This window comes from Agriterribacter sp., assembly GCF_035444585.1.
Taxonomy (GTDB): Bacteria; Bacteroidota; Bacteroidia; order Chitinophagales; family Chitinophagaceae; genus Agriterribacter.
Genome location: NZ_DAOMOZ010000226.1, coordinates 1 through 7319 on the forward strand (window position 1 = coordinate 1; position 7319 = coordinate 7319).

General features: G+C 44.6%; 5 protein-coding genes and 1 pseudogene. 2 read left to right on the plus strand and 4 right to left on the minus strand.

Annotation, left to right across the window (positions count from 1 at the left end):
• Positions 1-188 precede the first annotated feature (188 nt).
• Positions 189-1220, minus strand: coding sequence for a threonine aldolase family protein (locus PLH26_RS18315; protein WP_324587480.1), 1032 nt, complete (start codon positions 1218-1220; stop codon positions 189-191).
• 506 nt (positions 1221-1726) lie between these two features.
• On the opposite strand from PLH26_RS18315, the gene PLH26_RS18320 reads away from it, so the two are divergent.
• Together PLH26_RS18320 and trxB are read left to right on the plus strand one after the other, a co-directional pair.
• Positions 1727-2584: a sigma-70 family RNA polymerase sigma factor gene (locus tag PLH26_RS18320; protein ID WP_324587481.1), complete on the plus strand. Its 858-nt coding sequence runs from the start codon at positions 1727-1729 to the stop codon at positions 2582-2584.
• Positions 2585-2849: 265 nt separating this feature from the next.
• Positions 2850-3797 (plus strand): thioredoxin-disulfide reductase, encoded by a 948-nt coding sequence (trxB, locus tag PLH26_RS18325; protein WP_324587482.1) that lies wholly within the window; start codon positions 2850-2852, stop codon positions 3795-3797.
• Positions 3798-3846: 49 nt separating this feature from the next.
• Here trxB and bshC read toward each other — a convergent pair whose 3' ends face one another.
• From bshC to PLH26_RS18340, 3 genes and pseudogenes are all read right to left on the minus strand, one after another.
• Entirely contained in the window at positions 3847-5442 is a 1596-nt protein-coding gene (bshC, locus tag PLH26_RS18330) for a bacillithiol biosynthesis cysteine-adding enzyme BshC (protein WP_324587483.1), read from the minus strand.
• 349 nt (positions 5443-5791) lie between these two features.
• Positions 5792-6970, minus strand: coding sequence for a mannonate dehydratase (gene uxuA, locus PLH26_RS18335; protein WP_324587484.1), 1179 nt, complete (start codon positions 6968-6970; stop codon positions 5792-5794).
• A gap of 119 nt (positions 6971-7089) precedes the next feature.
• Positions 7090-7319 (minus strand): annotated as a pseudogene (locus PLH26_RS18340) (RagB/SusD family nutrient uptake outer membrane protein); the annotation flags it as partial.

A 7319-nucleotide genomic window follows, 5' to 3' on the forward strand; every position in this document is an offset into this window, starting at 1 on the left:
GGGTCAGCATCGCATCTGAACGCAAAGCACCGGGGAACAAATAATAAGAACCAAATCACAAGAACCAAATAAATTTCAAATCCGAAGCCTTAAGCGCTAAATCCGAAGGAATACAACAATAAACAAAAAACTAAAAACCATAAATTTTAAAAATCCGGAGATGCGGCCGGCACCCGGTAAAAGAAGAGTCAAACCGTATCCAACTGCAAGCCGGTCAAAACCGAACAGGTTCGGGCTACCATAGCCGGCGTAACATCCAGGTGCAGCACCATACGTACACGCACAGGCGAAATAGCGTAAACCAGCACCCCATTTTCTTTTAATTTTTCTGCAACCTGCCTGGCGGTATAAAGAGGATTCACTTCAAATATGATGATATTGGTTTCTACAGGCATTACGCTTTTTACAAAATGCTGACCCTGTAATAACGTTGCTATTTGCTGCGCATTCCGGTGGTCTTCGCTCAACCTGGTAATGTGATGCTGCAATGCGTATAAGCCCGCTGCTGCCAGGTAGCCCGCCTGGCGCATGCCTCCGCCCAAAAGCTTTCTTACGCGCCGCGCTTTATGAATGAATTCTTTTTTACCCAATAGTATGCTGCCAACAGGCGCGCCCAAACTTTTGCTCAGGCAAACAGATATGCTGTCGAATAATTTTCCATAAACCAAAGGAGTTTCATTGCGGGCAACCATTGCATTGAATAACCTGGCGCCGTCTAAATGCAACTGTAAATTGCAGTGGTAGCACAATTCCGTTATTCTTTCCAGTTCATGCATATCGTAGCAGCTTCCCCCGCCGCGGTTCGAAGTGTTTTCGAGGCACACCAGCCTGCTGGGCGGTTTGTGCACATCATCGGGGTTGATGGCAGCACGGATCAATTCTGCGGTTATGCGTCCCCGGTTGCCATCTATAAGCTTAACCTGGCAACCGGAATTAAAAGCTATGCCACCGCCTTCATACTGGTAAACATGAGACTGCGTCTCACAGATCACTTCATCAGCGGGTTGTGTATGGCATTTTATAGCGATCTGATTCGTCATGGTGCCGCTTGCACAAAAAATCCCGGCTTCCATACCGAACATATCCGCTGTAAAAGCTTCCAGTTTGTTTACAGCAGCATCTTCTCCAAAAACGTCATCCCCAACCCCGGCCTTCATCATGGCTTCCAGCATACCGGCAGTTGGCCGGGTAACTGTATCTGAACGAAAATCTATGATCATATCACGAATATACAATGCCTGTCCGCCCGGGAACAACAGAACCCGTATAAATGTTCATACTACCGGTGTCCGGGCGGGGTTTACCCTTAGTGAACTGAACAGGGTCATGTCACTAAAGCCTGACGGATAATCTTTTTAAAAGAAGATCAAACTGCATTGTTAAACAAGGTTAACACCGGCTCCCCAGGTTCAACCCAACCAAGACACTACAGGATGCGCCCTGCCAACACAATCGTTTGCATTGTACAAAAATGTTAATTATACATCTTCTTTTATCATTTTTTTGTCTTTTTTTTATAAACCATTATGAGATGAAAATTCTGTGCATTACATTTGTCAATCGTCTCAGGCACAGTTAGGGAAAAAATAACATATCGTTTGCACTCAGATTGCAACCCAAAAGCCCACATATCTGTCTCTATCCAGACGTTATTACAGCAATTTGACAATTGCTTTCCAGAAAGGTCCCTAATATTAAAAATCATTGTTATACTAATCAAAAGGATATGAGACAATTAAAAATTGCAACACAAATTACCAACCGCGATTCCCAGGCGGTTGAAAAATACCTGCAGGAAATATCTAAAATTTCTATGATCACACCGGAAGAAGAAACCGTGCTGGCACAGCGCATTAAAATGGGTGATCAGAGGGCTTTGGATAAATTAGTGCAGGCTAACCTCAGGTTCGTTGTTTCCGTTGCAAAACAATACCAGCACCAGGGGCTATCTTTGAGTGATCTGATCAACGAGGGAAATCTGGGCTTAATTAAGGCCGCGCAGCGGTTTGATGAAACCAAGGGTTTTAAATTTATTTCTTACGCAGTATGGTGGATCCGCCAGTCTATTTTACAGGCATTGGCAGAACAGGGTCGTTTGGTGCGTTTACCTCAAAATAAAATTGGCACCTACAATAAGGCCAATAAAGCATATATGGCATTTGAGCAGGAACACGAGCGCGAACCGAGCACCGAAGAGCTGGCTGAACTGCTGGAAATGAGTGAAACAGAGATCAACAACATTTTCCAGAGCAACACCCGTCATACTTCTTTAGATGCACCCGTGCATGAAGCGGAAGATGTGGCAATGGGCGATCTGCTCGAGGGTGGCGCAGAAACGGATGATGATGTAATGAAAGATTCTTTACGCAATGAGATCCGCAGGGTTTTGAAATCGCTGAGCCCGCGTGAAGCTGAAATTGTGAATGCTTACTTCGGACTGGATGGTGAAAATGGCGTTACCATTGAACAGATCGGGCAAAAATATGATCTTACCAAAGAACGTATCCGCCAGATCAAGGAAAGGGCGATCAAACGGCTCCAGAAAGCACGTTACAGCAGCTCGCTCAAAGCCTATTTGGGATAATACGCTTTAGGCACGGACTGAAAATATTCCCGTCATTATGAAATTTATTCAGATGACGGGATTTTTTATATAAAGCGCTAAAAATAAAAGCCCTCCATTTGTATCTTCCCCGGAACAACTTTGAGTTATTCACATGATATTCAATGCTTATAATATGCCTTTTCACCGATTGCCCAATTACAGTTAATTTTGCAGGATTTTATTGCAAACAGACATACCTGTGGTTCAGGTATAACAAGTGGCATGACGATTAAAAGAACGTATTATGGACAATAAAGCAACGGAAAAAGTACATTGTTTGATCATTGGCTCGGGACCGGCAGGATATACGGCGGCTATTTACGCTGCACGGGCGAACCTGAAACCTGTTTTATACCAGGGCGTACAGCCCGGCGGACAACTGACCATTACTACAGAGGTTGAAAATTATCCCGGCTATGCCGATGGTGTACAGGGGCCGGAAATGATGGTTGACTTTGAAAAGCAGGCTACCCGTATGGGCGCCGACATTCGTTTCGGGCTGGCAACTAAGGTTGATTTCTCGGAGCAACCATACAAAGTATGGATAGACGATGAAAAATTAATAGAAGCCGATGCGGTGATCATTGCAACCGGGGCTTCTGCCAAATGGCTTGGGTTAAAGAGCGAGGAACGTCTCAATGGATTTGGCGTGAGCGCCTGTGCGGTATGCGATGGATTTTTCTTCCGCGGAAAAGAAGTGGCGATCGTGGGGGCCGGCGATACCGCTGCAGAAGAAGCCCTGTATCTTTCCAAGCTCTGCTCTGCTGTACACATGTTTGTGCGCCGCGATGAAATGCGGGCTTCAAAAGTGATGCAGGAAAGGGTTTTTAAAACACCCAATATAAAGATTTACTGGAATACCGAAACGGAAGAGATCCTGGGAGAAACCAAAACAGAGGCGGTACGCATTAAAAATACAAAAACCGGCGAATCGCAAACGATCCCGGTCAGCGGATTTTTTGTGGCCATAGGCCATGAACCCAATTCGGCTATTTTTAAGGGCTGGCTGGAAATGGATGAGGCGGGTTATCTTAAAACAATACCCGGAACCACCAAAACCAATGTTGAAGGTGTGTTTGCCGCCGGCGATGTGCAGGATAAAGTATACCGGCAGGCAGTAACGGCAGCGGGCACAGGTTGTATGGCTGCATTGGATGCCGAAAGATGGCTGGGCGAAAAAGGGTTGCATTGAGAGAAGTGGTAAGTGATAAGTTGTACATTGTACGCTGACCCGCTACCGGTCATACCTCTCTTAATACGCCAAATTTTTTATCGAAGGTAGGGGCATGCTCATACAGCATATCAATGAATGGCTTACCGTACCGGGCATAATAGGGCAATATATTTTCAACCCTTTCCTGCAGGGTGTTGTTCGGAAATAGTCCCGATTTTAGTTTCCGCAACTGGCCGGTCAATGCAGCGTGCTTTTTTTTCTCGCCCCTCAGCATCTTCTTTTCTAAGTTTTTAAGCCCTTTTGCAGCCTTCGCTTCCAGTGCGTCAACATGCTCTCCAAGGGTTGTGTCAACCTGGCTGGCAAGCAATTTGATATGGTTATACAATGCGGCTGATTGGGCTGTTTCTTTTTCAAGCGTTAGCTGCAGGGTGCTGCGGGTTTTGATGACGTTGTTCAGCAACAAAGCTTCGTCTTCAAAAATATTTTTTGCAGAAAGTCCCAGTCTTTCCATTAAAAGGGACATTTTCTGATCCACGACCAAAAAAGAATTGCGCAATACCAGAACAGGATACGGCACTTTATAATGCGCAAACATCTCTTTTAGCTCCAGCCAGTAAGCAATTTCAGAGCCTCCTCCGATGAAAGCTACATTTGGCAGAATGGTTTCCTGGAACAAACCGCGCAATACTACATTAGGACTGAACCTTTCGGGAAAGCGGTGCAACTCCTTTAATATTTCATCCGTGGAAAAAAGAATGTTCGTGTTATTGATCTCAAACCGGTCTGCATTTTTGATTATCCTCTCCCTGACGCCGTCTTTCATATAGAAAAGGTTAATATCTCTCGGATTAACCTGGGCATGATAATGTTTTGCCAGTTGCCCGGCAGTTTGCTTAACAATGGCGGCGGGTGTATGCCGCAGCAGGTCATCTTCAAAAATGGCTGTCATCTCCCTTTTTAATGCATCATTATCTGCGATCAATACCACCAGTCCGTAATCCTCAAACAGGCTGTTCACAAATTTTAAGGTACCTTCCTGCACCGTAGAAGACCGGCAGTAACAGCTTTGGAGCAGTTCAACCAATTGTTGCCCATGCTCAAGCACGCTAAGCTCCCCGCTGATGCGATGAATGAATGCATCAAGACCTCTGGTTTGCATTCTGCCAACGGCGCCCGTTTGATTTGTTTCCCAGGTTATTTTTTCACCATTTAAATAAATATGGTTCAGCTCTTCCAGGTCATTATCCTCGCTGCCCATATAATACACCGGCACAAAGTAATACTGCGGATAAGCAGCATTGAGCTCATCTGCCAGTTTTATAGCGTGCACAATTTTGTAAATAAAATACAGGTAGCCGGTAAACAGGTTGGGCTGATGTGCGGTGCATACCGTAAATGTGCTGGCATCGGCTAATTTTTCTATATTGGATCTGACCTTTGCGGATCCGGTAATTTCCTCATATTGGTTCCTGAGCACGGTTACCAGATTTTTACGGTCGGTACTGAACACCTTTCTTTCTTCAATAGCTCCGCCAATTCCTGCCAAACCCGGAATATGTTGGTAAAAGGGTTGTAATGCTGTATGTTGATGCAGGTAATCAATAGCCAAAGCAGAAAAAGCATTGGTGCTGTCATAATCAATCCATTCGGCGGTAAAATTCATATCATTCGCTAAATATGGAGCAAATTAGCTAATTCGGATAAAAGAACAGAGAAATTGCATTTTTCTTAAGAGAAAGCTTCGTCTGAGGCTAAAAAAGCTACAACCTCCCGAATGAGAGGTTGTACTTGAAGTTGATTGACACTAACCCACCATATTGTTGAATAGCTTGCCCAATAGGCTAACTGAATGGGTTCAATTTTGACCTGTTAAAAATACCTCTATTTTTATCGAAAGTCAATACCGTAAAGCGGGTATAAATGTTAAAATTTTTTACCGGTAAGTAGACAATGATCCTATAATTTTTTAATAACCAAGTGTTTATACTTATATGATTTGTCTTTAGATAACCCTAATTAAAGTGCACGCCCCTGGAAATCCCCAATGACAGTCCGCGCAGTTCTGCTAATCCGCGCAGACGGCCAATGGCAGAATAACCGGGATTAGTGGTTTTATTCAGATCATCAAGCATCTGGTGGCCATGATCAGGCCGGAAAGGCAGGGGTTGGGAAAGATGCTGCTGAATGGTCAGCAGTTCTTTCATTACATAATACATATCCACATTCCCTTCCAAATGATCCGCTTCATAGAAATTACCTTCTTCGTCCCGCACCACATTGCGCAAATGGGCAAAGTGAATTCTTTCACCCAACTCCTTTATCATGCTGCGCAGATCATTGGCAGGGCTGGCGCCCAGCGAACCCGTACAAAAGCAGATGCCGTTTGAGGGTGCTTCCGAATACGAAATGATATCCAGGAGGTCTTTTTGCGAACATACGATGCGGGGCAAGCCCAGTATATCAAACGGCGGGTCATCGGGATGGATGGCCAACTGAATACCCAGTTCGGCTGCTGCCGGGGCTACCTGCTGCAGGAAATAAGCAAGGTTGCTTTTTAGCGCTGCACGGTCAATATCCTTATACTTTTCCAGTTCTTTCTTCATTCCCTCAGTGGTACGCCTTTCCTCTCCAGGAATACCGAACAAAATGGTATTGACCAGATTTTCTTTTTCGGCTGAAGTGCAGGCATTGTTTTTCTCAGCTGCCTTTTCAATGATAGCAGCAGGATAGGCTTTTCCCGCATCTTTTCTTTGCAGGATATATATATCAAATAAGGCCAGGTCGCTCCAGTTGAAATAGAGGGCTTTTGACCCGTCACGCACGGTATAATTGATGTCCGTTCTTGTCCAGTCGTTCACCGGCATAAAATTATAAGTAACGATCTTTACACCGCATGAGGCAAGGTTAGCAAGGGATTGTTTGTATTTTTCGATCAGATCAGGATAGTTGCCGCTGCGTGTTTTTATGTTTTCATGCACGGTAAGGCTTTCCACCACGCTCCATTCAAAGTCTGCTGCTTTCAGCTCATCCTGGCGCCTGCGTATTTCTTCTTTCGTCCATACTTCCCCGTGGGGTATATGATGCAATGCGGTAACAATGCCCTGAACGCCCGCCTGTTTAATATCCCGGAGGCTTACCGGATCATTGGGCCCGAACCAGCGCCATGTTTGTAGTAGTTGTTTTGTATCCATATCATGTATTGTTTATAGCCTTATACTAAATTTTAAGTTATGCGGAAATATACGTTAAAAAGTGAAAAGTGAAAGACGATGCTTTCACTTTTCAAATGGAATGCTCTTTATATATTCAGTTATTCCTCCGGTATTTCAGTTAACGGCGGCACATTGTTCTGGAAGCCATCGTATCCTTCATTCTGGTTTAATATGCCTTCCACGTTACTGTTGATGGCGCCCTGGGGTACCGGCCAAAGCACATGGTATGGGCTCATGGTATACCTGTCGCCATGATTTGTTGTTACGCCTTTGTTGTAAAAATTATTCTTCTCCATGATCCTGTCATAAAAGAAATTATCGGTAGAGA

Excerpts from the sequence above, each read along its gene's own strand:
- uxuA (WP_324587484.1), bottom strand. The coding sequence starts at position 6,970 with ATGGATACAAAACAACTACTACAAACATGGCGCTGGTTCGGGCCCAAT.
- PLH26_RS18315 (WP_324587480.1), bottom strand. The coding sequence starts at position 1,220 with ATGATCATAGATTTTCGTTCAGATACAGTTACCCGGCCAACTGCCGGT.
- bshC (WP_324587483.1), bottom strand. The coding sequence starts at position 5,442 with ATGAATTTTACCGCCGAATGGATTGATTATGACAGCACCAATGCTTTT.
- trxB (WP_324587482.1), top strand. The coding sequence starts at position 2,850 with ATGGACAATAAAGCAACGGAAAAAGTACATTGTTTGATCATTGGCTCG.
- PLH26_RS18320 (WP_324587481.1), top strand. The coding sequence starts at position 1,727 with ATGAGACAATTAAAAATTGCAACACAAATTACCAACCGCGATTCCCAG.